The sequence below is a fragment of the Mycobacterium sp. NPDC004974 genome (assembly GCF_053600815.1).
Window position 1 is genome coordinate 204,018 of sequence record NZ_JBSGAQ010000003.1, and the last position, 23,015, is coordinate 227,032.

The 23,015-nt window shown below is 67.8% G+C and carries 19 protein-coding genes; 8 read left to right on the forward strand and 11 right to left on the reverse strand.

Annotation, left to right across the window (positions count from 1 at the left end; translation table 11 throughout):
• Positions 1-114: 114 nt before the first annotated feature.
• Both ACWEFV_RS09035 and ACWEFV_RS09040 read left to right on the forward strand, forming a co-directional pair.
• Positions 115-360: a helix-turn-helix domain-containing protein gene (locus tag ACWEFV_RS09035; protein ID WP_450069889.1), complete on the forward strand. Its 246-nt coding sequence runs from the start codon at positions 115-117 to the stop codon at positions 358-360.
• Positions 357-1,583: a type II toxin-antitoxin system HipA family toxin gene (locus ACWEFV_RS09040; RefSeq protein WP_450069890.1), complete on the forward strand. Its 1,227-nt coding sequence runs from the start codon at positions 357-359 to the stop codon at positions 1,581-1,583. The genes ACWEFV_RS09035 and ACWEFV_RS09040 overlap by 4 nt, the downstream gene beginning before the upstream one ends.
• An 8-nt stretch (positions 1,584-1,591) precedes the next feature.
• Here the strand turns inward: ACWEFV_RS09040 and ACWEFV_RS09045 are convergent, their stop codons facing one another.
• Together ACWEFV_RS09045 and pruA are read right to left on the reverse strand one after the other, a co-directional pair.
• Complete coding sequence (locus tag ACWEFV_RS09045) at positions 1,592-2,551, reverse strand: proline dehydrogenase family protein (protein ID WP_450069891.1); 960 nt, start codon at positions 2,549-2,551, stop codon at positions 1,592-1,594.
• A 1-nt stretch (position 2,552) separates the two neighbouring features.
• On the reverse strand, positions 2,553-4,181 hold the full coding sequence (gene pruA, locus ACWEFV_RS09050) for an L-glutamate gamma-semialdehyde dehydrogenase (RefSeq protein ID WP_450069892.1): 1,629 nt from the start codon (positions 4,179-4,181) through the stop codon (positions 2,553-2,555).
• An 83-nt stretch (positions 4,182-4,264) separates the two neighbouring features.
• Here pruA and ACWEFV_RS09055 point away from each other — a divergent pair, with 83 nt between their 5' ends.
• The 4 genes from ACWEFV_RS09055 (at position 4,265) to ACWEFV_RS09070 (ending at position 9,255) form a co-directional block, all read left to right on the forward strand.
• Positions 4,265-5,836 carry a PucR family transcriptional regulator gene (locus ACWEFV_RS09055; protein WP_450069893.1) on the forward strand — a complete coding sequence of 524 codons (1,572 nt, stop codon included), beginning with the start codon at positions 4,265-4,267 and terminating at the stop codon, positions 5,834-5,836.
• A gap of 84 nt (positions 5,837-5,920) precedes the next feature.
• Positions 5,921-7,417, forward strand: coding sequence for a carotenoid oxygenase family protein (locus tag ACWEFV_RS09060; protein ID WP_450069894.1), 1,497 nt, complete (start codon positions 5,921-5,923; stop codon positions 7,415-7,417).
• A gap of 9 nt (positions 7,418-7,426) precedes the next feature.
• Entirely contained in the window at positions 7,427-8,641 is a 1,215-nt protein-coding gene (locus ACWEFV_RS09065) for a sensor histidine kinase (RefSeq protein ID WP_450069895.1), read from the forward strand.
• A complete protein-coding gene (locus ACWEFV_RS09070; protein ID WP_450069896.1) occupies positions 8,638-9,255 on the forward strand; it encodes a response regulator in 618 nt (205 codons plus the stop codon). The genes ACWEFV_RS09065 and ACWEFV_RS09070 overlap by 4 nt, the downstream gene beginning before the upstream one ends.
• 18 nt (positions 9,256-9,273) lie before the next feature.
• On the opposite strand, the gene dapC is transcribed toward ACWEFV_RS09070, so the two are convergent.
• Positions 9,274-10,377, reverse strand: coding sequence for a succinyldiaminopimelate transaminase (gene dapC / locus ACWEFV_RS09075; protein ID WP_450069897.1), 1,104 nt, complete (start codon positions 10,375-10,377; stop codon positions 9,274-9,276).
• A 29-nt stretch (positions 10,378-10,406) separates the two neighbouring features.
• The gene (gene fdxA / locus ACWEFV_RS09080) at positions 10,407-10,730 is read right to left on the reverse strand and encodes a ferredoxin (protein WP_036448192.1); all 324 of its coding nucleotides are present in this window, start codon (positions 10,728-10,730) and stop codon (positions 10,407-10,409) included.
• A 261-nt stretch (positions 10,731-10,991) separates the two neighbouring features.
• Here fdxA and ACWEFV_RS09085 point away from each other — a divergent pair, with 261 nt between their 5' ends.
• Positions 10,992-13,007: an FAD-dependent oxidoreductase gene (locus tag ACWEFV_RS09085; protein ID WP_450069898.1), complete on the forward strand. Its 2,016-nt coding sequence runs from the start codon at positions 10,992-10,994 to the stop codon at positions 13,005-13,007.
• Positions 13,008-13,072: 65 nt separating this feature from the next.
• Here ACWEFV_RS09085 and ACWEFV_RS09090 read toward each other — a convergent pair whose 3' ends face one another.
• Complete coding sequence (locus ACWEFV_RS09090; protein ID WP_135457345.1) at positions 13,073-13,621, reverse strand: YceI family protein; 549 nt, start codon at positions 13,619-13,621, stop codon at positions 13,073-13,075.
• A gap of 201 nt (positions 13,622-13,822) precedes the next feature.
• Between ACWEFV_RS09090 and ACWEFV_RS09095 the strand changes: the two genes are divergently transcribed.
• Positions 13,823-14,380 (forward strand): excalibur calcium-binding domain-containing protein, encoded by a 558-nt coding sequence (locus ACWEFV_RS09095; RefSeq protein WP_450069899.1) that lies wholly within the window; start codon positions 13,823-13,825, stop codon positions 14,378-14,380.
• Positions 14,381-14,560: 180 nt separating this feature from the next.
• On the opposite strand, the gene ACWEFV_RS09100 is transcribed toward ACWEFV_RS09095, so the two are convergent.
• The 6 genes from ACWEFV_RS09100 to ACWEFV_RS09125 form a co-directional block, all read right to left on the reverse strand.
• On the reverse strand, positions 14,561-14,980 hold the full coding sequence (locus ACWEFV_RS09100; RefSeq protein ID WP_450069900.1) for a cupin domain-containing protein: 420 nt from the start codon (positions 14,978-14,980) through the stop codon (positions 14,561-14,563).
• Positions 14,981-15,013: 33 nt separating this feature from the next.
• Positions 15,014-15,736: an SDR family NAD(P)-dependent oxidoreductase gene (locus tag ACWEFV_RS09105; RefSeq protein WP_450069901.1), complete on the reverse strand. Its 723-nt coding sequence runs from the start codon at positions 15,734-15,736 to the stop codon at positions 15,014-15,016.
• 13 nt (positions 15,737-15,749) lie between these two features.
• The gene (locus tag ACWEFV_RS09110) at positions 15,750-16,343 is read right to left on the reverse strand and encodes a sigma-70 family RNA polymerase sigma factor (RefSeq protein WP_450069902.1); all 594 of its coding nucleotides are present in this window, start codon (positions 16,341-16,343) and stop codon (positions 15,750-15,752) included.
• A gap of 169 nt (positions 16,344-16,512) precedes the next feature.
• Positions 16,513-17,427, reverse strand: coding sequence for an MBL fold metallo-hydrolase (locus ACWEFV_RS09115; protein WP_135457351.1), 915 nt, complete (start codon positions 17,425-17,427; stop codon positions 16,513-16,515).
• Positions 17,428-17,502: 75 nt separating this feature from the next.
• The gene (locus ACWEFV_RS09120; protein WP_450069903.1) at positions 17,503-20,295 is read right to left on the reverse strand and encodes a helix-turn-helix transcriptional regulator; all 2,793 of its coding nucleotides are present in this window, start codon (positions 20,293-20,295) and stop codon (positions 17,503-17,505) included.
• Between the two features lie 126 nt (positions 20,296-20,421).
• Entirely contained in the window at positions 20,422-23,010 is a 2,589-nt protein-coding gene (locus ACWEFV_RS09125; RefSeq protein WP_450069904.1) for a bifunctional FO biosynthesis protein CofGH, read from the reverse strand.
• Between the last annotated feature and the right edge of the window lie 5 nt (positions 23,011-23,015).

The window sequence follows — 23,015 nt, forward strand, 5'->3', positions numbered from 1 at the left end:
ACCAGAGCGAGACCATGGGCTCAATGCCTGGAAAATTGAGCATAAGGCCGCTCCGGCCCGAATAGCAGTGGCCAACCCACCTTGTGCATGAAAATCCGAGCATAAGGAGGACGGATGCCCGAGCCACGCCGCACCAAGCCGGCCCCCAGGTCGACGACGCCCGAGATCGCCGAACTGGGGGCAGCCTTCGCTGCCAGGCGAATCCAGCTGGGGCTCACCCAGCAGGTCCTGGCCGACCTCGCCGGCGTCTCGCGCTACAGCATTCAAGCCCTCGAACACGGCACGGGCTCAATCAAATTGGCCTCGGTCATCGAGATCGCCGACATTCTCGGCCTCAGGGTTCAGGTCACCGCCACATGACCGACTTCGAGGCGCTGCGCGAAATCGAGCAGGCCGACGTGTATCTCGGCGATCACGCAGTCGCGAGGCTGGCCCGTGACCGCGGCGACGAGATTGTCTTCAATTACACCGGTGCGGCGCCGGAGCCGGGGTCGTCAGACCGCGCCCGGTCGGTGTCGTGGTCGCTGCCCCGCGACGGGGACTACCCGCTCGTGACGCACGGCGGTGCGGTTCCGACGTTCTTCGCCGGGCTCCTGCCCGAAGGGGTTCGGCTGGGGATCGTGACCGCGTCGACGAAGACGTCGGCCGATGATCACTTCACCTTGCTTCTCGCGATCGGCGCCGACACCGTCGGCAATGTCCGCGTCCTGCCGTCCGGCACCGCCGCGCCCAGTTTGACCCCGATGTTCGACCCGAAGCACAGCAACGACTTTCGCGCGGTCTTCGCCGACCTCACCGGATCCCTCGCGGCGGACCCCGTCGGGCTGTCCGGAGTCCAGCCCAAGGTCAGCGCCGCGATGTGGTCGACTCCCGCGCGTACCACCTCAGGGCCGGCAATCCTGAAACTCAACCCGCCCAGTGGGTTTCCGCGCCTGGTGGAGAATGAGCACTTCTTCATGCAGATGGCGGCTGACTGTGGACTTCGAACCGCTCGGACACATCTCCTGCATGACGCACAGGGACGCAGCGCGCTGCTGGTGGAGCGCTTCGACCGTCAAGGCGATCTACGCATCGCGCAGGAGGACGCCTGCCAGGTCGCCGGCGTCTATCCGGCCTCGAAGTACCGCATCCACACCGAAACCGCGATCGGCGCCCTCGGTGACGCGTGCGCTCGCGGCGGCGGATCGGGGGCAGCCGCCACCCTCGAGTTGTTGCGAATCGTGATGTTCTCCTGGTTGATCGGCAACGGTGACCTGCACGGGAAGAACCTGTCGATCTACTGCCCCGATGGCTTCTGGCGGCCAACACCGGCATACGACCTGCTGACCACGCAGCCCTACACCGGTTGGCGGGATCCGATGGCCATGAGCCTGTATGGCCGTGCCAACCGTCTTGATCGGAATTGGTTCCTCGATGCTGCCGAACGGCTCGGGCTGCGCAGCCGGGCGGTGGCCCGGATGACCGACGACCTCGTTGACGCGGCCCAACAGTGGCCTCATCGCTGCAGCGAAATCGGGTTCACGACACGGCAAACCGAACTCCTTGCCGACCTGCTCTCGGCACGGATCGACACGCTGAAATAGCGGCCGGCTCAGTGCCGCTCGGCCAGGGCGCGCAGGAAGAACATCAGGTTGGCCGGCCGCTCGGCCAATCGCCGCACGAAGTAGCCGTACCACTCGTTGCCGAACGGAACGTACACGCGCACATGGTTGCCCGCCTCGGCCAGCCGGCGTTGTTCGGCGTCTCGGATGTTGTAGAGCATCTGGTACTCGAAACCGTCCACGCCACGGCCGAATTCAGAGGCCAGTGCCGGTACCGCGTCCATGATCACCGGGTCGTGTGAGGCCACCATCGGGTAGCCCGACCCGGCCATAAGCACCCGCAGGCACCGTAGGTAGGAGCCGGTGACCTCCTCGGCGTCGCGGTAGGCCACCGAGGCGGGTTCGTCGTAGGCGCCCTTGCAGAGCCTGATCCGGGCCCCCGCCGCGGCGAACTCGCGGCAATCCGCCTCGGTGCGATGCAGATAGGCCTGCAGAACCGTTCCCAGCCAATCGAATTCGGTGCGCAGGTCACGCACGATCGACAGGGTCGAGTCCGTGGTGGTGTGGTCCTCGGCGTCCACGGTCACCCAGGCCCCCACGTCGCGGGCCTTGGCGCAGATGGTGTGCGCGTTCTCGTAGGCGATTTTCTCGCCGTCGCGGGGCAGCGCCTGCCCGAGCGCCGAGAGCTTGAGCGACACTTCCAGCGGACGCACTGCCGCATCACCGTCACCGCGGCGTGCCAACCCGTCGAGCAGGGCCAGGTAGGCCTGCACGGTACGTTCGGCGTCCTCGTTGCTCGTGGTGTCCTCGCCGAGGTAGTCGACGGTGACGAACCGACCCGAATCCCGCAGCGCACCAACGGTGTCGAGCGCGTCGGGCACGGTCTCCCCCGCGACGAAGCGGTCCACCACCTTGCGGGTGATCGGGAGGCGTTCGGCCGTGTGGCGCAGCCGCAACGAGTGCGATGCGGCCAGGATCGTCGGGCGGGCAACCCGCTGAAACACGCCCATCTCAGGCCTCCATGTGCGGGTAGGTGTGGTTGGTGGGCGGCACGAACGTCTCCTTGATGGAGCGGGCCGAGGTCCAGCGCAACAGGTTCAGCGCCGAGCCGGCCTTGTCGTTGGTGCCCGAGGCCCGTGATCCGCCGAACGGCTGCTGGCCGACGACCGCCCCGGTCGGTTTGTCATTGACGTAGAAGTTGCCCGCCGCGTTGCGCAACCGGTCGGCGGCGGTGAGCACCGCCGCGCGATCGTCGGCGATCACCGCGCCGGTCAGGGCGTAGCGGGCGCCGGTGTCCACGACGTCGAGGATGCGCTCGTACTCCCCGTCCGGATAGACGTGCACGGCCAGGATCGGGCCGAAGTACTCCGTGGAGAAGGCCTCGTCGGTTGGGTCGTCGGACAACAGCACGGTGGGTCGCACGAAATAGCCCTCGCTGTCGTCATATTCGCCGCCGGCGGCGATTGTGACGCCCGCGGCGCCCTTGGCCCGCTCGATCGCCGCGACATTCTTGGCGAAGGCGCGTTCATCGATCACGGCTCCGCCGTAATTGGTCAGGTCGGTGACATCGCCGTACTTGAGGTCCGATGTGGCCGAAAGGAAATCGTCGCCCATCTCGTGCCACACCGACCGCGGAATGAAGGCCCGCGAGGCCGCTGAGCACTTCTGTCCCTGGTAGTCGAAGGCGCCGCGGATCAGCGCGGTGCGCAGCACATGCGGGCGGGCCGAGGCGTGCGCGACGACGAAGTCCTTGCCGCCGGTCTCACCGACCAACCGCGGATACGTGTGGTAGCGATCGATGTTCGCGCCGACCTCGCGCCACAGGTGCTGGAACGTGGCGGTCGACCCGGTGAAGTGGATGCCGGCCAGACGCGGATCGGCCAGCGCCACATCGGAAACCGCGATTCCGTCACCGGTCACCAGGTTGATCACCCCGGGCGGCAGCCCGGCGACCTCCAGGAGCTGCATGGTCAAGTAGGCCGCGAAGGTCTGGGTGGGTGAGGGTTTCCACACCACGGTGTTGCCCATCAATGCGGGCGCGGTGGGCAGGTTGCCGGCGATCGCGGTGAAGTTGAACGGGGTGATGGCGTAGACGAAGCCCTCGAGCGGCCGGTGGTCGGTGCGGTTCCAGACGCCGGGGCTGCTGACCGGCTGCTGGGCCAGGATCTGGCGGGCGAACTCGACGTTGAACCGCCAGAAGTCGATCAGCTCGCAGGGGGCGTCGATCTCGGCCTGGTAGGCGGTCTTGGACTGGCCGAGCATCGTGGCGGCGGCGATCTTCTCGCGCCACGGTCCGGACAGCAGGTCGGCCGCCCGTAGGAATACCGCGGCGCGTTCGTCGAACGGCATCGCCGCCCACTCGTGTTTGGCGGCCAGGGCGGCTTCGATGGCCGCGCCGGCGTCGGAGTGTTCGGCGTTGGTCAGTGTGCCCAGCCGCGCACTGTGGCGATGCGGCTGCACGACGTCAATCCGTGCGCCGCTGCCCATCGTGTGTTTGCCGCCGATGACGTGGGGCAGGTCGATCGGGGCGCCGGCGAGGTCGCCGAGCGCGGTGATGAGCCGGGCGCGTTCGCCCGAGCCCGGTGCGTAGTCGTGGACCGGCTCGTTGGCCGGCGAGGGCACGTCGGTGATGGCATCCATGAGTCAAGAATCCCCGACGTGACCCACACAACACTTGTCCGATCAGACAAGCCTAACCGCGTACAGCAGTAGAATCGGACAACATGCGGACGACGGGTGTCAGCCTGGGCCAACTGCTGTTGGCGCTGGACGCCACGCTGGTCCGGCTGGTGCAGGCACCACGCGGCCTGGATCTGCCGGTGGCCTCGGCCGCGCTGATCGATTCCGACGATGTGCGGCTGGGCCTGGCACCGTCCGCGGGGGCCGCCGACGTGTTCTTCCTGCTCGGCGTCTCCGAGAACGATGCGCTGCGCTGGGTCGAGCAGCAGAGTGCGCGCCGCGCACCCACCGCGATCTTCGTCAAGGAGCCGTCGGCGACGGTGGTCAGCCGTGCAGTGGCCGCAGGCACCGCGGTGGTCGCCGTCGATCCGCGGGCCCGCTGGGAGCGGCTCTACCGGTTGGTCAACCATGTCTTCGAGCACCACGGTGACGGCGGCCTGCACGATTCGGGCACCGATCTGTTCAGCCTGGCCCAATCCGTGGCCGAACGCACGCACGGCATGGTCAGCATCGAGGACGCCCAGTCACACGTGCTGGCCTATTCGGCGTCCAGCGACGAGGCCGACGAGTTACGGCGGCTCTCCATCCTCGGCCGGGCCGGGCCACCGGAGCATCTGGCCTGGATCGCGCAGTGGGGCATCTTCGACGCGCTGCGCTCCCGGCCGGAGGCGGTACGGGTGGCCGAGCGTCCCGAACTCGGACTGCGCCCCCGGCTGGCGATCGGCATCTTCGCACCCGCGGTCGACGAGCGCCGGGCCCCGGCGTTTGTCGGCACCATCTGGGTGCAGCAGGGCAGCCGCCCGCTCGCCGACGACTCCGAGGAGGTGCTGCGCGGCGCCGCGGTGCTGGCCGCACGCATCATGGCCCGGTTGGCCGCCGCCCCGTCGACGCATGCCGTGCGGGTGCAGGAACTGCTGGGCTTGCGAGAGCCGGACGAGGCGTCCGACATCGGCCTGATCGCCCGCGAACTGGGGGTGGCAGTCGACGGCCGAGCCGCGGTGATCGGCTTCGACGGCGGAACTGCCGGCACTCGGCTCGCTGATGTTCTGGCGTTGAGCGCCAGCGCTTTTCGCCATGACGCACAGATGGCCTCGGTGGGTTCGCGCGTCTACGTCTTGTTCCCCAGCACCGGCAAGGCAGTGACTTCGTGGGTACGCGGCACCGTGGCGGCTCTGCGGGCCGAATTGGGGCTGAAGTTGCATGCGGTCATCGCGAGCCCGGTGGCCGGGTTGTCCGGTGCGGCCGCTGCCCGCACCGACGTGGACCGGGTGCTCGACACCGCCGAACGCCACCCCGGGACACTGGCCCCGGTCACTTCACTGGCCGAGGCACGCACCACCGTGCTGCTCGACGAGATCGTCACCGCGATCGCGGCCGACGAGCGGCTGATCGATCCACGGGTGCAACAGTTGCGGGCCGAGGAGCCGACCCTCGCCGAAACCCTGGGCGTGTACCTGGACTGCTTCGGTGACGTCGCTGCGGCGGCACAGCATCTGCACGTACACCCCAACACCGTGCGCTACCGGATCCGCCGGGCCGAGCAGCTGTTGGGGGCCTCGCTCAACGATGCCGATGTGCGACTGCTGCTCGCGTTGAGTCTGCGCGCGACGGCGTGAGGCGGCCCTGTCCATCGTTCGGTTGACAGACGAATCAGCCGTGAAGTCGTCGCGCCGAAGCCGCCGAAGCGGCACCGTATGGGTATGACTACCGAAGCGGTCCAGCAGGAATCCGAACATCCGTTTCTGAGCGGAAACTTCGCACCGGTGCACGACGAGGTCACCGTCACCGACCTCAGGATCACCGGGACCATTCCCGACTACCTCGATGGGCGCTATCTGCGCACGGGGCCCAACCCGCTGAAGGCACCGGACCCGCAGCACCACCACTGGTTCCTTGGCGACGGCATGGCGCACGGGATCCGGCTGCGCGACGGTGCCGCGACCTGGTACCGCAACCGCTGGGTTCGGTCAGCGTCGGTGGCCCGCCTACTTGGCGAGAAGTGGGCCGGCGGCGCGCACGCGGGAGGATTCGATTTCCCGGCCAACACCAACATCATCGGCCACGCCGGCAAGACGCTGGTGATCACCGAGGCCGGTGCGCGGCCGTACGAGCTCACCGACGAACTCGACACGGTGGGGCCGTCCGATTTCTGCGGGACACTGTTCGGCGGATTCACCGCCCACCCCAAGCACGACCCGAAAACAGGTGAGCTGCACGCCGTCTCATACAACCCGCTGCGCGGAAACCTGGTGAGCTACACCGTCACCGGCGTGGACGGCAGGGTGCGGCGCACTGTGGACATCGCCTTGCCGACACACACGATGATGCATGACTTCACCCTGACCGAGAAGCACGTGGTGATCTACGACCTGCCGGTACAGCTGGATCTCACCACCATGGTCAAGAGCGCTCCGGTGCGGGCCGCGGCGCGGCTGCTGACCGGATTCGCCGCGCGGCACGCGGCACCGGACTTCGTGTTGCGCGCGGCGATGCGCGGATCCGAACGCGCGGCACTGCCGACGACGTCGATGCCGTACCGGTGGGCACCTGAACATGGTGCCCGTCTCGGGGTGCTGCCGCGGGAGGGTTCGGCCACCGACATCCGCTGGTTCGACGTGCCGCCGTGCTACGTGTTCCACGCCCTCAACGGTTACGACCAGACCGGGCCCGACGGCGAGCAGATCGTGCTCGACGTCGTCCGGCACCCGGAGGTGTTCACCACCGGGGACCGGTTGTTCACCGACTCGATCACGTTGGACCGCTGGACCATTGACCTTCGTACCGGCCGGGTGCGCGAGCAGCGACTCGACGACTCGGCCCAGGAGTTCCCGCGCGTCGACGATCGGCTCACCGGACTGCCGCACAGGTATGGCTACACCGTCAGCCTCCCATCGGAACCGGACGCGGCACCGGACGCGGCACCGGACGCCATCCTGCGTCACGACCTGCGTGACGGCACAACCGATCGGGTCGACTTCGGTCCGGGGCGCGAACCCGGCGAGTTCGTTTTCGTCCCGTCCGGTCCGGACGCCGACGAGAACGACGGTGTGGTCATGGGATTCGTCTACAACCGCGCCGAGAACCGCAGCGATCTCGTGCTGCTCGATGCCGCGAGCCTGGCACCCGTTGCCACCGTGCATATTCCGGTCCGAGTTCCACACGGCTTCCACGGCAACTGGGTGGCCTCAGACCGTTAGCATCGGCAGATGACCGAAACCGGTCCACCCACAACGTCGAGGCCGGCCGTAGGCGAGCCGTCGGACTGGCATTGGATGTGGGAGACCTACGTCTGCGGGCTGTGCATCGCGGCGATCGTCGCGGTCGTGGTGCTGCGGCACACACTCGGCGGCAACGTACCGGTAGCTTGCGGCGCCCTCACCGCGATGGTCGTGATCGTTCTGGTGTTCGGACGCAACGTCATTCATGAGGCGGATCCGATCACCGGCCCGGTGCGGGCACGCACCGCGACGTTCGTGGCGGTGATGATCGGCCTGTGGCTGATCGCCCTGCTGGCCGCGGCGCCGGCCGTCGCGGCGATTCCGGCGCTCTTCCCGCTGATCTTCGCCACGCTGCCGCTGGCGGCGGCGCTGACGCTGACGTTCGTGGTCACCCTGGCGCCGTTGGGCCTTGCCGTGGCGATCCACGGGCTGGGGTGGCCGAGTCTGCCCGCGGTGGCCGCGGTGACGCTGGTAGGCGCGGTGGCGGCCCCGATCATCGGCACGACGATCATGACGACCACGCGGCAGCGGCAGCAGTTAGCCGACACGGTCGCCGAGTTGGCGGCGAGCCGGGCCCAGCTGGCTCAGCTGTCCCGCGAGGCCGGGGTTGCCGCGGAGCGGGAGCGGCTGGCCCGGGAAATCCATGACACCCTGGCCCAGGGGTTCACCAGCATCGTGGCGCTGGCTCAGGCCGTGCAGGCCGAAGGTGAGAGCGATCCGGCCGCCGCCACCCGCCACGTCGAGCTGATCCGCAGCACCGCGCGGGACAACCTGGCCGAGGCCCGCACGATGGTGACCCGGCTGACCCCCGCGGCGTTGGAGGAGGGCACCCTGTCCGCCGCGCTGCGCCGTCAGGCCGAGGGGCTCGCCGCCGAGACCGGCATCGCCGTCGACGTACGTATCGACGACGACCTGCCGCAGCTGGGCATGGCCACCGATGTGGTGCTGCTGCGCAGCGCGCAGGAAGCGATGGCGAACGTGCGCCGGCATGCCCACGCCAGCGAGCTCCACGTGCGGCTGCAGAAGGCCGCGGACGGAGTACGACTTTCCTTGTCCGACAACGGCATCGGTCTACAGACCGATCACGTCGACGGGTTCGGCCTGCGCGGTATGCGGGCCCGGCTGGATCAGGTCGGCGGCACGTTGACGGTTTCCACGCCGGACGGCGGCGGGGTGCGGGTCGTCGTGGCGGTGCCGGCATGACGACGGTTCTGTTGGTCGATGACCACCCCGTGGTCCGTGAAGGGCTGCGCGGCATGATCGACGCCGAGGACGACCTGACCGTGATCGGCGAGGCCGGCTCCGGGGCCGAGGCGATCAGGCTGGCCCACACGCTGCGGCCCGACGTCATCCTGATGGATCTGCGGATGCCCGGGATCGACGGCGTCACCGCGACCGCGCGAATCCTGGCCGACAATCCGTCGACGCACATCGTCGTCGTCACGACCTACGAAAGCGACACCGACATCCTTCGCGCCGTGGAGGCCGGCGCGACCGGCTATCTGCTCAAGGACGCGTCGCGGGCCGAGTTGGCTCGCGCAGTTCGCGACGCCGCGCGCGGCAAGACGGTGCTCGCCCCGGGCGTCGCCGACCGATTGGTGCATGCGGTGCGTGCACCGTCGGTGACGCTGTCGGCGCGCGAGGCGGAGGTGCTGGGGCTGGTGGGCACGGGTGCCACCAATGCCGATATCGGCCGCGCCCTGCACATCAGCGAGGCCACGGTGAAGACGCACCTGCTGCGCGCGTTCCACAAGCTGGGGGTGTCCGACCGCACGGCGGCGGTCACCACGGCGATGTCGCTCGGGTTGCTCGACTGAGGTTTCTCTCGCGAGGGTTCAGGCGGCCAACCGCTGGACCGCGGCGGCGATGCGCTCGTCGGTCGCAGTCAGCGCGACCCGCACGTACTGCGCGCCGGCCGGACCATAGAACTCGCCCGGCGCAGCGAGAATTCCGCGCTCGGCCAACCACTTCACGGTGTCGCGGCAGGGCTCGCCGCGGGTGGCCCACAGGTACAGGCCCGCCTCGGAGTGCTCCACGGTGAATCCGGCCGCCTGCAGGGCGGGCAGCAGAACCGCACGACGATTCGCGTACCGCTCGCGTTGGACGGCCTCGTGCTCGTCGTCGTCGAGCGCGGCCACCATCGCGGCCTGCACCGGCGTCGGCACGATCATCCCGGCGTGCTTGCGCACCGCGAGCAGTTCGGCCACCACGGCAGGGTCGCCCGCGACGAACCCGGCGCGGTAGCCGGCCAGCGAGGAAGTCTTGGACAGGGAGTGCACGGCCAGCAGCCCGGTGTGGTCGCCGTCGCAGACCGACGGGTGCAGCACGCTGAACGGCTCGACCTCCCAGCTCAGGCCCAGATAGCACTCGTCGGAGGCGATCACCACGCCGCGGTCACGGGCCCAGGACACCACCTTGCGCAAGTGGTCCACCCCGAGCACGCGGCCGGTGGGGTTGCTGGGTGAGTTCAGGTAGATCAGCGCGGGACGCTGCGGCCCGAGCTGGGTCAGCGAGTCGGCCCGCAGGACCTGCGCCCCGGCGAGCAGGGCGCCCACCTCATAGGTGGGGTAGGCCAGTTCGGGCACGACGACGGTATCGCCGGGACCGATCGCCAACAGCGTCGGCAGCCAGGCGATCAGCTCCTTGGTGCCGATCACCGGCAGGACCGCATCCGGCGCCAGGTCGGTGATGCCGTACCGGCGTCGCAGCGCCGCCTCGGCGGAGGCACGAAGGGCCGGGGTGCCGGCGGTCGTCGGATAGCCCGGAGCGGAACTGGCGGCGGCCAGCGCATCCCGGATCACCGGCGCCACCGGATCAACCGGGGTGCCTACCGAAAGGTCGACGATCCCATCGGGGTGCGAACGAGCCAGAGCCGTGACGTCGGCCAGGGTGTCCCATGGGAACTCTGGCAATGCCGCCGAACGACGCTGTCGCACCACGTCAGTCTCGAAGCCGGATTCGACCGTGCTCAGTCCTCGGCCTTGGCCGGCAGGTCCTTGATCGCCTGCGGGTCGTTGTCCGTCTGGCCGACCTTGGAGGCACCGCCGGGCGAACCCAACTCGGAGAAGAAGTCAGCGTTGGCCTGCGCGTAGCTGCTCCACTGGTCCGGGACGTCATCTTCGTAGTAGATGGCCTCGACCGGGCAGACCGGCTCGCATGCGCCGCAGTCCACACACTCATCGGGGTGGATGTACAGCATGCGTGCACCCTCGTAGATGCAATCGACCGGGCACTCCTCGATACATGCCTTGTCTTTGACGTCGACGCAGGGTTCGGCAATGACGTACGTCACTGATGTCTCTCCTGTCCAGTGGGCTGCTGGGCTCGGTGTTCGGGACTCTGATGAGTCGACGTCACAGTATGCGTTGCGCATACCTGCACGCTCGTCTCAGTGTGCCCTAACTTCGCGCGTCACCATTTAAGGGTGGCGCGTGGTAACAGATACTAAACGTTGCAGATACCCCTCGCCTAGTCGCCACGACAATTACTTGTACCCCCGGCAATGTCAGTCAACTAGTTGCATAGGACCGACGGTCCCACCTACCCTGCCGACATGGGCTTGGCGTATCCGAACCTTTTGTCACCGCTGGACCTTGGGTTCACCACCCTGCGCAACCGGGTGGTGATGGGCTCGATGCACACCGGCCTGGAAGATCGCGCGAGTGACACCGCGAAGCTGGCCGAGTACTTCGCCGAGCGGGCCCGCGGCGGCGTCGGCCTGATCATCACCGGCGGCTACGCCCCGAACAAGACCGGCTGGCTGCTGCCGTTCGCCTCGCAATTGGTGTCCTCGTCAGAAGCACGGCGGCATCGCCGGATCACCGGCGCCGTGCACGAGGCCGACGGCAAGATCCTGTTGCAGATCCTGCACGCCGGACGCTATGCCTACCATCCACTTTCGGTGAGCGCCTCCGCGATCAAGGCCCCCATCAACCCGTTCCGGCCACGCGCGCTTCGCGATGTCGAGGGCACCATCGACGACTTCGTCCGCTGCGCGCTGCTGGCCCGCGAGGCGGGTTATGACGGAGTCGAGATCATGGGCAGCGAGGGCTACCTGCTCAACCAGTTCCTGGCCCCGCGCACCAACAAGCGCACCGACGCGTGGGGCGGCACCCCGGAGAAACGTCGCCGCTTCCCGGTCGAGATCGTGCGCCGCGTGCGCGAGGCGGTGGGCTCCGATTTCATCATCTGCTACCGGATGTCGATGGCCGATTATGTCGAGGACGGTCAGAGCTGGGACGAAATCATCGCATTGGCAACCGAAGTCGAGGCGGCCGGAGCGACGATGGTCAACTCCGGGTTCGGCTGGCACGAGGCACGGGTGCCCACGATCGTCACCTCGGTGCCCAACAGCGCGTTCGTCGACATCAGTAGCGCGGTGGCCGAGCACATCTCCATCCCGGTGGTGGCGTCCAATCGGATCAACATGCCGCAGACCGCGGAACAGACTCTGGCCGAGACTCACGTGCGGTTGATCTCGATGGCCCGGCCCTTCCTCAGCGATCCGGACTGGGTGCTCAAGGCCGCTGAGGAGCGCGTCGGTGAGATCAACACCTGCATCGCCTGCAATCAGGCCTGCCTCGATCACGCCTTCGTACACAAGAAGGTTTCGTGCCTGCTCAACCCGCGGGCCGGGCGGGAAACCTCGCTGGTGCTCAGCCCGACGCGCCGCGCCCGGTCCGTCGCCGTCGTCGGCGCCGGGCCGGCCGGACTGTCCGCTGCCGTCAGCGCCGCCCAGCGCGGCCACCGGGTGACCCTGTTCGAGGCGGGGTCGGCGATCGGCGGGCAATTCGACCTGGCCAGAAGGATTCCCGGCAAGGAAGAGTTCAACGAGACCATCCGGTACTACACCACCATGCTCGACAAGCTCGAGGTCGACGTGCGACTGGGGGTCCAGGCTGGGGTGGACGACCTGTCCGGCTTCGACGACGTGGTCCTGGCCAGCGGGGTGACGCCGCGGCTTCCCGCCATTCCCGGCATCGACCATCCGAAGGTCCTCACCTACGCCCAGGCCATCACCGGTGCGCCCGTGGGCAAGTCGGTGGCGGTGATCGGCGCGGGCGGAATCGGTTTTGACGTCAGTGAATTCCTGACAACCGACGAGTCGCCGACGTTGAATCTCAAGGAGTGGAAGGCCGAGTGGGGTGCGGCCGATCCCCAGGAAACCCGCGGCGCACTCACCACTGCATTGCCGGCCCCCGCGGTCCGCGAGGTGTATCTGCTGCAGCGCACCAAGGGCGCACAGGGCCGCAACCTCGGCAAGACCAGTGGCTGGGTTCATCGTGCGTCACTGAAAGCCAAAGGGGTACAACAGCTTTCCGGGGTGAATTATGAGCTCATCGATGATGAGGGTTTGCACATCAGCTTCGGTACCGAGCGCCGCGACCGACGGGTGCTGCCCGTCGACAACGTGGTGATCTGCGCCGGGCAGGAGTCGGTGCGCGATCTTGAGGATGCGTTGCGCACCGCCGGGATCGAGCCCCACATCATCGGGGGCGCCGCTGTCGCAGCCGAACTCGATGCCAAGCGGGCCATCAAGCAGGGCACGGAGTTGGCTGCTCGCCTGTAGCTCGCCGTTGTCGCGCTGGAGTGGCGCAGTTGGCCGGCGCCACTCCAGCGCGACAAGGCACGGGATCAGGCCTGCTTGAGGGCTTCGATCTCCAGGGTGACGGTGATCTTGTCGCCGACGACGGTGCCACCGGTCTCCAGCGGCATGTCGATGTCGATGCCGAAATCCTTGCGGTTCAACACAACCGAGGCCTCGAAGCCCGCGACTGCACCCTGTCCCATACCCGGGTTGACGCCGTTGTACTCGAGCTTCAGCGAGACCGGCTTGGTCACGCCCTTGAGGGTGAAGTCGCCGTCGACGATGTAGTCGTCGCCGTCGGGACGCACACCGGTCGAGACGAAGGTGGCGGTCGGGTGGTTCTCGGCGTCGAAGAAGTCTGCGGACCGCACGTGGGCGTCGCGCTGCTCGTTGCGGGTGTTGATCGAGGTGACGTCGATGGTGGCGTTGACCGACGGGGTGCCGTCTTCGGCAACCGTGACGGCGCCGCTGAACGCCTCGAAGCTGCCGCGGACCTTGCTCACCATCAGGTGACGAACCGAAAAGTTGATCGACGAATGCACGGGGTCGATGGCCCAGGTGCCTGCGGTCAGGTCGGTGGCTACTGCGACGGTCATGGTGTCTCCTTGGTTCGAGAGCCGGTCGGTCCGGCACCTTCACCAAACACTAACCGGACCGTGGTCCGATTCAATTCCCGATTTTCTCGGATTTCTTCTCGATCTTGAGTCCGGCGGCGCATCATGCGGTGGTCAGCAATTTGCGTAGTTGTCAATTTGAAGATCGGAACCACTGGTATGCGCCTACTCGCCCTCATCCTGATGTCTGCCGCAGCAACAAGCTCACTCCTCGCGGCGCCGATCGCCAACGCCTACCCGAATTGCGCAGCGGCCCGAGCCGCCGGCGCCGCTCCCCTCTATGCGGGCCAACCCGGTTACAGCACGAAACTGGACCGGGACGGCGACGGCGTCGCGTGCGAGACCGGAGGAGGGTCGGCATCCGGCGGCGGAGGGCTCCCGCTCTACGACGGGAATGGCAGCGGTCCGGCCGCGACCGGCCCGGCCGCACCGGTTCCGGCCGTCCCCGCCACCACAGCTGGAGGCGGCTACACGACCGTGGTCAGATGGACCGGCGCGAACTGCATCGACATCACAACGCCCTCGGGTCCGGCGGGCACTCTGCTGACCGGCACGCATTGCGGCGGCCAGGCGACGTTGTTCAGTAGCGGGGTCGGCGACCAGATGGTGGGTGCGGACCCGATCATCGGCGATGCCGGGAGCCTGGCCTGCGAGATCCTCAGTGGGCGGTTGACAGACTCGGGAACCGCCGGCGACGGGCACGACGTAAATTGCCTGACCCGCGCGAGCGCACTGTCGTAGTCCGCGTCCACCGACAGACACGCACGCTCACGGTACAGCGGGATCGCCCGTGGCATTACTTACGCAGCGCGGGGCGAGTAATCCGTGGTTCGTTGACGGGCCGGCCGGCCGATACCCTTGGCAATCGCCTCGGCGCATGGCACGTTCGCCGATACACCAGGCCCTCCTGCCGACGGGCCGTCACCCTTCGCTTTCGGCGACAACGCGCAGGTGCGCCCGCGCAGCGAGCTCTTCGTCGTCGACGAGGGTCAGCATCGGTTGCCCTGGTACGCACAACATGGTGACCAGGAACCTGCTGCGGATGTCGTCGCGGTGGTTGGCATCCGAGTAGTGGATGACATCGCCGCCGGGCTCCCAGAACGCCTCCCCCGCGCGGATGACACGGGGCGGTTCACCCTCCAGCTCGAAGAGCATCTCCCCCTCGAGCATGTAGCCGAACGCGGGGCCACCGGGATGTTTGTGCGGGGGTGCACCTGCGCTGCCCGGTGGATACTCGATGACCACCGTCATCGCATGTGCCCCGTGGGGAAGGAACGGAGGCACCACCTCGTGCACCACGGTCAGTGCGCCTTCCCAAGCCGGGTCATATTTCTTCGTCATGGCTGCTCCTCAATCCGGTACCGACCGAACGGTTCACAGGGCACTCCCGCCACCGTCGACGTGCAATGTCGAACCGGTGACGAAACTCGAACGTGGCGAGGCCAAGAAGAGGACCGCCTGGGCGATCTCCTCGGGGTCCGCGGTGCGGCCCAACGGCAGCGACCGACCGAGCTCCTCGTTGGACTCGCCCCATTCCGCCTGCACGCCTTCGGTTCTGGTCGGTCCGGGAGCTACGCTGTTCGCCCGCACCCCGGCTGGGCCGAATTCCACCGCCCATGTGCGAGTCAGGGATTCCACCGCCGCCTTGGAGGCGCTGTAGGCCGACGCACCGGCGATACCCTTCGTCGCCACCATGGTGGTCACATTCACGATGCTGCCCCGTCCCCGCTGCAGCATCCCGGGCACCAACCCCGCGGTGAGGAAATAGAGTCCACGGACGTTCGTGCCATACGTCCGCTCGAAGGACGAGACTTCCTGGTCGACGGTCAGCGCGGCCGGGAAGCTCGCTGCGTTGTTCACCAGGACGTCGACCGTGTCTACCTGCTTCACAAGCTCTTTCACCGCGCGGATGTCGGACAGATCGGCCTGGATGAATCGGGCGCGCGGTCCGATTCCGGCGGCCGCGGCGGCACCGCGGTCGGCATCACGGCCGGTGATCATGACCGACGCACCAGCCTGGGCCAGAAGCCGTGCCGAAGCCAGCCCGATACCGGCGGTGCCGCCGGTGACCAGCGCGCATTGCTGGGATAATTCCACTGCGCCTCCTTGACTAGGCGATACGTTGTTCGGGCGGCGCCAACGATTCCCGTAACCGCTGCCGCCCACGGGATGCTCGCGACATCACGGTGCCGACCGGGATGTTCAGGATGGCGGCGGTTTGGGCGTAGGTGTATCCCTCGACGCAGGCGTAATACAGCACCGCCGGGTAGCCGTCGGGGAGTTCGGCCAACGCCTCGGTGAGACTGGGATCGGGCAGTGCGCCCAGCGCCTCGGTCTCCGCGGAACGCAGACTGTCGGAGCGGTACACGGCAACACGAGCCAGATCACGGTCGGTGACGTCCTCCACCGCGATCTCGGCCAACCGCCGTTGCGTAACCCGGTGGTTGCTGACCCACCGGTTGTACATGATCCGGAACAACCACGCCCGCAGATTGGTACCCGCCTGGAACTTGCGGAAGCCCGCATAAGCGTGCAACAGGGTGTCCTGCAACAGATCCTCGGCGTCGGCTTCGGTTCGGGTCAGCCGGCGGGCCCCGCGTTGAAGCACATCGCGCAGCGGGCCGGCCTCCCGGGTGAACCGCGCCGCCATCTCGGCGTCGGATTCGGCGGTGTCCGATGTGTCCGGGACAGATGTCAGCGTCACTGTTGCGCCGCCGGCGTATTGGCGTCGAGCACATCCATGTTGAGAACCTCCAGGTGAGAGTTGGTTTCCGTCTGGATCCAGCCTCACCTGTGCGGGCCCTACGCGGACCCCTGAAAATCCGTAGTCCGATCCGTGGTGGCGGCCACGTCGAGCCCGATCCGACAGGCGTTCAGTAGTCCCAGACAGCCGGAACGCAGCGGAACGCGTCTCCGGCGTCCGCAACGCGGCAGACCGACGGGAACGGCAGGTGGGTGGCCACCAATGACTCGCCGGTCGCCGCCAGCTCCCGCAACAGATCGACCCGGACGCGGGCCGCCTCCTCGGGGTCGTGTTCGAATCCGTTTTGCCACTCGGGGTTGTCGAAACCTGGCGCGAACACAGCGTCGCCGGCGAAAGTCAGCTTCTCGCCCCGGGAGTCCAGGCGGACCACGCTGTGTCCGGGGGTGTGTCCGCCGGTGCGGCTGATGAGCACGCCCGGTGCGACCTCGTACTCCGTCTCGAACGTTCGCAACTGCCCGCGGTACTCGTCGAGGAACTGCGTGGCGACCCGGCGCAGCACGTCCGGGATCGGCTGCGGCATGACAGTGCGGGAGAAATCGGGTGACTCCCAGAACTCGGCCTCTGCCGTCGCGGCGTGGACCCGCAGGTCTGGGCGCAGTCTTTCCTTGACGCCCTTGGTGATCAGCCCGCCGACGTGGTCCATGTGCATGTGGGTGAGCACCACATCGGTCACCGACGTCAGATCGACACCGGCCGCCTCGAGTCGCTGCACAGTATTGCCGGCCCGCGGGAAATCCGGAAACTCCAGCCCCAGTCCGGCGTCGACGAGAATGGTTCGTTCGCCGGTGCGCACCACCACCACATTCAGCGGCCAGTCGACCACCTCGGGCGGCAGGAAATTGTCGCCGAGCCAGCCCGCCAGCTCGCTTGGTTCGGCGTTGGTGGCCAACGTCGAAGCGGTGATCGGCAGCACCCCATCGCTGATCACCAGCACCTCGATGTCGCCGACCTGCACCGCGTAGCGCGACGGGACCAACTCATCGAGACCCCGATTACCAAGGTGCGCAATGCTATCCAAGCTCATGTTCTCTCCTTCTGAGGGCTGAGACACGGTCGACATGACCTGCCTTTCCCGTAGAACGCCCCCGGGCGGCGAGAACTATCCAGACCACGACACTGTGCGCAATTGGCGGCGCGAGGTGATGCCGAGCTTGACGAAAACCTTGCGCAGGTGCCACTCCACGGTGTGATTGCTGATGAACAACTGTGTGCCGATCTCCTGATTGGTCAGCCCGTCGCGGGCCAGGCCGGCGATCTGCGCCTCCTGCGAGGTCAGCTGATCACCAGACACCACCGGTTGTTTGCGGACCTTCTCCCCGGTCACCAACAACTCCCGGCGGGCTCGTTCGGCGAATCCCTGCGCGCCCATCTTGGTGAAGATGTCGTGGGCTGCAGCGAGTTGGCGCCGGGCCTCGGTGCGGCGGTTCACCCGGCGCAGCCATTCCCCGTAGGACAGCCGGGCCCTCGACAGGTGCAAGGCGATATCGGCGCGTTCCAATCGCTCGATCGCCTCGACGAATCTGGCCTCGGCGTTCTCGTTGTCGGCCAGTAGTGCCTGCGCCGCCGCCAGTGCACCAAGGCCCCAGTCAGTACCGCTGACTTCCGCCCGCTCCCGAAATGCCGGCAGCGCAGCGATGGCGGACTCCCGGTCACCGAGATGCACCGCCGCCTCGATGAGTTCGTACAAGCACCAGCTGTAGAACCCGAGGTCCTCGTATTCGCAGGCCGTCTGTGCCGCCGCCAGGGCCTCCTCGTAGCGGCCGAGACCGTTGTAGAGCACCGTGGTGCTGAAGCCGCAAAGCCCGAGCAGCCGTCCTTCGCCCCTGGCCGCCCCGTCGGCGGCGGCTCCCGCGATGATGGCGAGGGCCTCGTCGTGCATGCCCCGCCACGCTGCCACCGTCAAACTGTGGTAGCGCACCGGCACATAACCCATCGATGCGTTGATAGCATTCGATTCTTCGATAAGCCTTGTCGCTGCATCGAATTCGCCGCGATAGAAATGCACGCCGGCCCGGTACCCGAGAGCGGGCGGCAGAGCGGCCAGCGCTCCCGCTTCCCGGGCCCGACGCACGGTGTCGGTGGCGATGCGCTCCAATACCTTGTCGTCCCACATCTCATGCGCGGCCGATTCCTGCGCGACGGGGAACGGCCAGAACAGCCATTGACCCGGGCTCTGTTCTGCGTGGGTGTTCCAGAGTTCAAGGGCCGCACGCAGATCGGCGGACCCCGCACCGGGTCCGTTCATGATCCGCGACGACATGCCCCGCAGCAGGAAGTCGTGCGGACGTTCGAGCCGCGCCACCCGGCCGACCGCTGTTCCGCCCGCCGCGGCCACCTCTGCCAGCAGGCCGGGGTCAGCGAGACGCCCGGCGTACATCGCAGCGGTGAGCGCCTCCAGGTACGTCTCGCGGGCCAGGTCATCGTCGAGTCCATCGAGGGTCCGCGCGACGGCGAGAAGGTGCGCAGCCGCATCGCCGACCTTCGGAGCTCCCGCTGCGCCGGCCCGGCTGCGGACGAAGTCCATCTGCGCGCGCATGCGCGCGACCTGAGCTCGCTGCAGCGCAGACAGCGAGGCGGAATCCGCGATCGCGAGCAGTGCGTAGGCCGCATCGGGTGACGCCGCTTCGCGCTTGGCCTGGGCCGCGGTGATCGCGCGAGAGCCGCGCAGCTCGGGGTCTCGGGTGAGCACGGTCGAGCGCTCCAAAAACGCTGCAGCCGAGGCGATTCCACCCCTACTCTGCGCGCGGTCAGCCGAGGCGGCCAGCTCGGCGGCCACCGTGTCGTCGGGTCCGGTCGCCGCCGCGGCGGCATGCCATGCCCGACGATCGGGGTGATCGCTCGGATCGGTCGCATCCGCCAACGCTCGATGAGCGGTCCTGCGTTCGCCCAGTTCGGCAGCGCGGTAAGCGGCCGAACGCATCAGCGGATGCAGGAACCGCATCCGGGTGCCGAACTCGATGAGACCGGCCGCCTCGGCCGGGCCCAGCGCGTCGGCCGGGATGCCGAGCGAGGCCGTGGCCCGCAGAAACAGAGCGGGATCACCCACTGGTTCGGCCGCTGCGACGAGCAGCAGCCACCGGGTGCTCTCCGGCAGCGCCTGAATGCGCTGCACGAAACCCTCCTCGATGGCCGCGGTGGAAGAACGCTTGCCGGAGATCCAGAAGCCGCCCGCCAGCTCGGTAGCCGAAACGGTCTGCGGTACATCGAGAATCGCCAGTGGGACACCGCGGGTCTCGGCGACGATCCGGTCCCGCACCAACGGGTCGATACCGCCGAGCATCACCGATTCGAGCAGGGCTCGCGCGTCGGCATCGGACAGCCCGGTGACAATGAGTTCGGGAAGTCCGGCCAGTATCTCCGAATGCCCGTCGCGAATCGCGAAGACGAGAGCGACCCGTTCGGCCAGTAACCGTCGTGCGACGAAACCCAGCGTCTGCACCGATACCTGGTCGAGCCACTGTGCGTCATCGACGATGCACAGCACCGACTGGTCGGCGGAGGCCGCCGCCAGCAGGCTCAGGACCGCCAACCCGACCAGAAACCGGTCCGGCGTCGGTCCGGTGCCATAGCCGAAGGCGACGGTCAGCGCGTCCCGCTGCGGGCCCGGCAACCCACCGAGGTGGCCCATCAGCGGTGAGCACAACTGTTGCAGGCCGGCATAGGCGAGGTCCAGGTCGGACTGCACCCCGGCGACCCGCAATGCTCGGAACCCCGCCGAGGCCGAAGCGAATTCGGCCACATGATCCAGCAGCGCGGTCTTACCGATACCCGCCTCACCACGCAGCACCAGTACCTGGCCCTGACCCGAGCCGGCTGCGGCGACCAGTTCCGTCAGGACCGCGCAATCACGTTCGCGTCCCCGCAGCCCAGAGCTGCCAGCCTGGCTCGACATGTGCACCACCGTGTCAGTTGCGAACGAACCCAGCTATGGGCCAGCCATGGCTGGTCCAGTGGCCGATCTGATCCTAGCGAGCGCGATGGTGTGGGTACTGCCAGCGCATCCACGGCGGGAAGGGAGTCAGGCAGCGAGGGGCGAGTAATCCGTGGTGCGTTGACGGGCAGGGCGGCCGATGCCCTCGGCGATCGCGACGAGTTCGGCCACCGTCTTGGCTGACCCGTTCTCCGAGCCGGCCATCCGGGAGATGGTCTCCTCCATCAACGTGCCGCCGAGATCGTTGGCGCCGCCGCGCAGCATCACCTGGGTGCGTTCGACGCCGAGTTTGACCCAGCTGGTCTGAATCGACGGGATCCGGCCGTGCAACATGATCCGTGCCAAGGCGTGCACTGCGCGGTTGTCGCGGTGCGTGGGCCCGGGACGCGCGCCGCCGGCCAGATACAGCGGTGAGGACTGGTGCACAAACGGCAGTGGCACGAATTCGGTGAATCCGCCGGTCTTGTCCTGGATGCCACGGAGCACGTTGAGGTGCCCGACCCAGTGCTTGGGCGTGTCCACGTGGCCGTACATCATCGTCGACGACGAGCGCAGCCCCACCTCGTGCGCGGTCGTCACCACGTTGATCCACTCTGACGTCGGCAGCTTGCCCTTGGTGAGCACCCAGCGCACCTCGTCGTCGAGGATCTCGGCGGCCGTGCCCGGGATGGTGTCGAGACCGGCCTCACGCAGACTTGTCAGCCATTCCCGCACGGACAGCCCGCTGCGGGTCACGCCGTTCGCGATCTCCATCGGGCTGAACGCGTGCACGTGCATCGACGGCACCCGTGCCTTGACGGCACGCACCAGATCGGCGTAACCGGTGACCGGAAGTTCCGGGTCGATACCGCCCTGCATGCAGACCTCGGTGGCACCCGCGACATGCGCCTCCCAGGCACGGTCGGCAACCTCGTCGGTGGACAGCGAGTACGCGTCGGCGTCACCCTTACGCTGCGCGAACGCGCAGAACCGGCAGCCGGTGTAGCAGATGTTGGTGAAGTTGATGTTGCGGTTGACGACGAACGTGACGTCATCCCCGACGACATCGCGACGCAACGAATCCGCCAGTGCGGTAACGGCTTCCAGTGCCGGACCGTCCGCGGTGGCCAGCGCGAGGTACTCGTCGTCGCTGCAGCCGCCCGGATCCCGTTCGGCGGAGCGCAGCGCAGCCAGCACGTCGGTGTCGATTCGTTCGGGCGCGCGGGCGGCGAGCTCGTGCACCTTGGCGCGGATCGACTCCCAGTCGCCGAATGCACTGTCCAGGTCGCTGCGGGTCTCGGTGAGCCGGCCCTCGGAGTCGATCGCGGAGTGCAGATCGATGCGGCCCAGCGAACCCGCTTCGTCGGGTTCTTGCCACTGCAGGCCCACGGGTTTGACGTCGAGCGCGAACCCGGTGTCGGGATCGGCCAGCGCATCGACATGCCCGCGCACCCGCGGATCGATCCATGCCGCACCCGCCTGCACGTACTGCGGTTGCGCGGTCAGCCGCTGCACCAGGTCGTAACCTGCCTCGGCGGTGACGTCGGCCAGATCGTCCAGCGCCGGCCAGGGCCGTTCCGGGTTGACGTGGTCGGGGGTCAGCGGTGACACACCGCCCCAGTCGTCGACGCCGGCGCCGATCAGCGCCAGGCATTCGTCACGCGACACCAGGTTGGGCGGGGCCTGGATACGCATCTTGGGCCCCAGCACCAGGCGCGTCACCGCGATCGTCGCCAGGAAGTCGTCGATCCCGGCATCGGGCGTCGATGCCATCGCGGTGTGGTCCTTGGCCCGGAAGTTCTGCACGATCACTTCCTGAACGTGGCCGAACTCCTTGTGGGACTTGCGGATCGCATGCATGGTCTCGGCACGCTCGGTCAGCGTCTCGCCGATGCCCACCAGCAGGCCGGTGGTGAACGGGATCGACAACCGACCGGCGTCGTCCAGCGTCCGCAGCCGCACCGCAGGATCTTTGTCCGGGCTGCCGTAGTGGGCCTCGCCCTTGATCTCGAACAGACGCCGCGAGGTGGTCTCCAGCATCATTCCCATGGACGGCGCGACGGGCTTCAGGCGCGACAACTCCGACCAGCTCATCACGCCGGGGTTCAGATGCGGCAGCAGGCCGGTCTCCTCGAGCACGCGGATGGCCATGGCCCGCACGTAGTCCAGCGTGGAGTCGTAGCCACGCTCGTCGAGCCATTGCCGCGCCTCGTCCCAGCGATCTTCGGGGCGGTCACCGAGGGTGAACAGCGCTTCCTTGCAGCCCAGCTCGGCACCCTGGCGGGCCACGTCGAGGATCTCGTCGGGCTCCATGTACATGCCCATGCCCTGCGCGCGCAGCTTGCCGGGCACGGTGACGAAGGTGCAGTAATGGCAGGTGTCTCGGCACAGATGCGTCACCGGGATGAAGACCTTGCGCGAGTAGCTGACCGGAAGCCGGCCGCCGGCTCCACGCCGGCCGGCTGATTCCAGGCCGGCGTCGCGCACCCGGGCGGCGCTGGCACACAGATCGGCCAAATCCTCGCCGCGGGCCGTCAACGCGATGGCGGCCTCGTCGACATTGAGCGTCACGCCGTCACGGGCTCGGCGCAACACCCGCCGTAGGGCGCCCGAAGTGGTCGGCGCGCTGGGCACCGCGGATTTCGGTGGGACGGCCGGGGTGGGCAGATCGGCGCCGTGCTGGGGGTTCAGAGCCACTCCCG

What these genes read in the sequence shown, in the direction of transcription:
- ACWEFV_RS09035 (WP_450069889.1), top strand. Translation starts at nt 115, where the DNA reads ATGCCCGAGCCACGCCGCACCAAGCCGGCCCCCAGGTCGACGACGCCC.
- ACWEFV_RS09040 (WP_450069890.1), top strand. Translation starts at nt 357, where the DNA reads ATGACCGACTTCGAGGCGCTGCGCGAAATCGAGCAGGCCGACGTGTAT.
- ACWEFV_RS09045 (WP_450069891.1), bottom strand. Translation starts at nt 2,551, where the DNA reads ATGGGCGTGTTTCAGCGGGTTGCCCGCCCGACGATCCTGGCCGCATCG.
- pruA (WP_450069892.1), bottom strand. Translation starts at nt 4,181, where the DNA reads ATGGATGCCATCACCGACGTGCCCTCGCCGGCCAACGAGCCGGTCCAC.
- ACWEFV_RS09055 (WP_450069893.1), top strand. Translation starts at nt 4,265, where the DNA reads ATGCGGACGACGGGTGTCAGCCTGGGCCAACTGCTGTTGGCGCTGGAC.
- ACWEFV_RS09060 (WP_450069894.1), top strand. Translation starts at nt 5,921, where the DNA reads ATGACTACCGAAGCGGTCCAGCAGGAATCCGAACATCCGTTTCTGAGC.
- ACWEFV_RS09065 (WP_450069895.1), top strand. Translation starts at nt 7,427, where the DNA reads ATGACCGAAACCGGTCCACCCACAACGTCGAGGCCGGCCGTAGGCGAG.
- ACWEFV_RS09070 (WP_450069896.1), top strand. Translation starts at nt 8,638, where the DNA reads ATGACGACGGTTCTGTTGGTCGATGACCACCCCGTGGTCCGTGAAGGG.
- ACWEFV_RS09085 (WP_450069898.1), top strand. Translation starts at nt 10,992, where the DNA reads ATGGGCTTGGCGTATCCGAACCTTTTGTCACCGCTGGACCTTGGGTTC.
- ACWEFV_RS09090 (WP_135457345.1), bottom strand. Translation starts at nt 13,621, where the DNA reads ATGACCGTCGCAGTAGCCACCGACCTGACCGCAGGCACCTGGGCCATC.
- ACWEFV_RS09095 (WP_450069899.1), top strand. Translation starts at nt 13,823, where the DNA reads ATGTCTGCCGCAGCAACAAGCTCACTCCTCGCGGCGCCGATCGCCAAC.
- ACWEFV_RS09100 (WP_450069900.1), bottom strand. Translation starts at nt 14,980, where the DNA reads ATGACGAAGAAATATGACCCGGCTTGGGAAGGCGCACTGACCGTGGTG.
- ACWEFV_RS09115 (WP_135457351.1), bottom strand. Translation starts at nt 17,427, where the DNA reads ATGAGCTTGGATAGCATTGCGCACCTTGGTAATCGGGGTCTCGATGAG.
- ACWEFV_RS09120 (WP_450069903.1), bottom strand. Translation starts at nt 20,295, where the DNA reads ATGTCGAGCCAGGCTGGCAGCTCTGGGCTGCGGGGACGCGAACGTGAT.